We start from the raw sequence: 3,003 nt of genomic DNA on the forward strand, positions 1-3,003 counted from the left end.
GCAGCAAGGCTATCGGAAGGCTCTGTGAAATGTTGAATACGACAAAAACATTATTCCCGGGTTCGAAGCTTCGACTCGTTTATGGTGTCAAGGATATCGTCCATGTTACATAAAAATGAGGCACTGTGTCAGGATGTCTGGAGTCAAGGGGGGATTCAGGTACTCCTAAGGGGCCGAAAAATCAGATAACCCTTTTTCTTTGCGGGCCGTCCTCATTTTTTGTATACTACCGGATAATTAATATCCATCCGGAACCTGTAGCTTTCCAGATGGAGCAATAGCTATCAGCTTTTAGCAAAATCCCTTTAAAAAACAGAATAGGCTATGTACTAATCTAATCGCTGACCACGGCAGGAAGGGCTTTTATTAATGAATCCCCATTATCGGGTCGTTATTTTTGGTTCAGCCAGGATTAAGGAAGGTGATCCGGTCTACAAGGATGTCTTCTTTTTGGCCAAGGAATTGGCTCTCTTGGGGATTGATATCGTCACCGGTGGAGGTCCGGGGCTCATGCAGGCGGCAAGTGCCGGTCATAAAAGTATAAGATCGGACACCCTTTCCATCGGCCTGAATATAAAGCTTCCTCGGGGACAAAAAGCCGGCAGATTTTTGGATATCAAAAAGGAATTCGATCGATTCAGCAGCAGGTTGGACACCTTTATGTCCTTATCGGATGCGGTTGTTGTGGCTCCGGGAGGTATTGGAACGCTCCTGGAATTGTTCTATTCCTGGCAACTGGTCCAGGTCCATGAAATTTGTGAAACGCCGATTATCCTTTATGGGGACCTCTGGACCCCTTTGGTCGAGTGGCTGCGGACCGAGGTCCTGAAAAGGGGATTATTCGACAGTCAGGACATGCATCATATGTTTCATCTTACTTCGATCGACAAGGTCCTCCGGTTAATCAAAAAAATCCATCAAGACCGCTCGAGAATGGATCATGTCTGCGTGAATTATAATAAATATCGGGTGGAATTCGAAAAAATCAAAAAATAAGTTCCGGTTCTGGAACACCTGTGAAGAGGGGTTGCTATCTTTTCCCCAAATTTACAGCCTATCCATTATAAAAGTCCTTAACATTCTTCTTGCCCTTCTTTCCTTAGTCTTTTATAATTTATCCAAACCAGGGGAAAATCTTCAAGATGCAAATTCAGTGGGCGGAAATCATTTATGCCGGGGCCACCTTTCTGGTCCTGACCTCTTACCACCTCTATTGGGTAGTCCAATTGCGCCGGGCACCTTTGGAAACGTATATCGGACTGGCCCGACATTTGCGCCGCCTGTGGGTGGAGTCCATCATGACCCAAAAACGGGATATCCTGGCGGTGCAGACCCTGCGCAACTCGATTATGGCTTCCAGTTTCCTGGCCTCCACCGGAATTATTATCGGCCTGGGGCTCTTAAGTTTTCTCTTAAGGCCCGAACACATCACCGAAGTTCCTTTTGACATTACAGCCATCCTCACCCGTATCAAGGCCCTTTTCCTTATTAAAATCATGTTCTTGATCATACACTTCTTCTTCGCCTTCTTCAGCTTCACCCTGTCCATCCGCTATCTCAATCAGGTCAATTTTATGATCAATGTGCCCATCGAGTGCGAACCGACGGCGACTCCCGACTTCATTTCCCACATTCTGGACCTTGGGATGCTCCACTACACCCTGGGGATGCGGGCCTATTACCTCTCCGTGGTGGTGGTCCTCTGGCTGTTCGGCCCCCAGTGGATGTTCCTGGGCTCCCTGTTTTTGGTCTTCATCCTCTACAAGCTGGATCACTGTTGTTCCCTGGATTATTCTACTGCCGTTTGCGACCTGAAGCGGAAGGCTAACGATAAAACAGCCTGAATCCCTTTAGTCTCGGGCATCCGTTTTCTTGAGCCAGCATCCGCCGAAGGCGGAGAGCAGGTATCCAGCATCATTTCATCGGATTGTATTTTTTTCTTGACAGAAAAATGCATCGGTTTATTATAGTGAATCAATATTCACTATGCGGTCGATCATGAGAGCCGAGAAACAAACCAGCAAAATTCGAAAAGAACAGATCGCCCGGGCGGCCATGTCCCTGATCGCCGGCCAGGGGATGAAAGGGTTAAGTGTCGCCTCTGTGGCCCGGAAGGTGGGGGTGGTTCCCTCGGCCCTGTACCGGCATTTCAAGGGGAAGGAAGAAATTCTGGCGGCCACCGTCGGGCTGCTCCGGGACCTGCTGCTGGAAAACGTCCGGCTGGTGCGGCAGGAATCCGGTTTACCCCTGGAACAACTCAGATCCCTTTTGCTGCGTCATATTCAAACGGTGCGGGAATTTCAGGCCATACCCCAGATCCTTTTTTCCGAGGGGATATCCGACTCACATCCCCGGCGAAAGGGAGCCGTTTATAAAATGATAACCGAGTATCTCGGACAGGTGGCTGAAATAATCGCCCAGGGACAGCATCTTGGCCAAATCAATCCCGGCCTGGATCCGAAGACAATTTCGGTTATGTTTTTGGGGATCGTTCAACCCCCGGTTGTACTCTGGTATTTAAGCAACGGACAATTTGAAGTGAAAAAGCAGGCCGAGCGGGCCTGGGAGATCTTTCAGAAGGCCATCCAGACTAAAAATCCTATGGCTGAATGAATTCCATAGCGAGCCTTTAATCTCTGGGGGATTTTGAACTAAACTCCCATGCCCTTGGGGGGCACCACGATGCCTGAAAAAAGTTTTTTCCTAACCTTGGACCCTGAACCTTGAACCTTAAACCGTAGGAGGTTGCCCCATGTTACCCATAGCCCCCCTCATGATCGAACACCGGCTGATTGAAAAGATGATCGGGATAATTCAAAAAGAAATCGACCGGGCGGAACTGCAAAAAAGGATTGACCCGGAATTCATCGACTTGGCCGTGGATTTCATCCGGATGTATGCCGACCGATGCCACCACGGAAAGGAGGAAGACATCCTCTTCCGGGACCTGGGGCAAAAGCCCTTATCCGCTGAGCATAAACGGATCGTGGAGGAACTGGTGGA

4 protein-coding genes are annotated in these 3,003 nt (G+C 48.9%); all 4 read left to right on the forward strand.

Annotated elements, in window-relative coordinates:
• Positions 1-369 precede the first annotated feature (369 nt).
• A complete protein-coding gene (locus HY879_23130) occupies positions 370-996 on the forward strand; it encodes an LOG family protein (GenBank protein MBI5606238.1) in 627 nt (208 codons plus the stop codon).
• A 146-nt stretch (positions 997-1,142) separates the two neighbouring features.
• Complete coding sequence (locus HY879_23135; protein ID MBI5606239.1) at positions 1,143-1,844, forward strand: DUF599 domain-containing protein; 702 nt, start codon at positions 1,143-1,145, stop codon at positions 1,842-1,844.
• 154 nt (positions 1,845-1,998) lie between these two features.
• Complete coding sequence (locus tag HY879_23140; protein ID MBI5606240.1) at positions 1,999-2,613, forward strand: TetR/AcrR family transcriptional regulator; 615 nt, start codon at positions 1,999-2,001, stop codon at positions 2,611-2,613.
• Positions 2,614-2,752: 139 nt separating this feature from the next.
• Positions 2,753-3,003: cation-binding protein (locus HY879_23145; GenBank protein ID MBI5606241.1), on the forward strand; the 251-nt coding region annotated here is incomplete at its 3' end.

Source organism: Deltaproteobacteria bacterium (assembly GCA_016219225.1).
Lineage (GTDB): Bacteria > Desulfobacterota > RBG-13-43-22 > RBG-13-43-22 > RBG-13-43-22 > RBG-13-43-22.

Coding starts and splice junctions, on each gene's coding strand:
- HY879_23130 (MBI5606238.1), top strand. CDS start 370: ATGAATCCCCATTATCGGGTCGTTATTTTTGGTTCAGCCAGGATTAAG.
- HY879_23135 (MBI5606239.1), top strand. CDS start 1,143: ATGCAAATTCAGTGGGCGGAAATCATTTATGCCGGGGCCACCTTTCTG.
- HY879_23140 (MBI5606240.1), top strand. CDS start 1,999: ATGAGAGCCGAGAAACAAACCAGCAAAATTCGAAAAGAACAGATCGCC.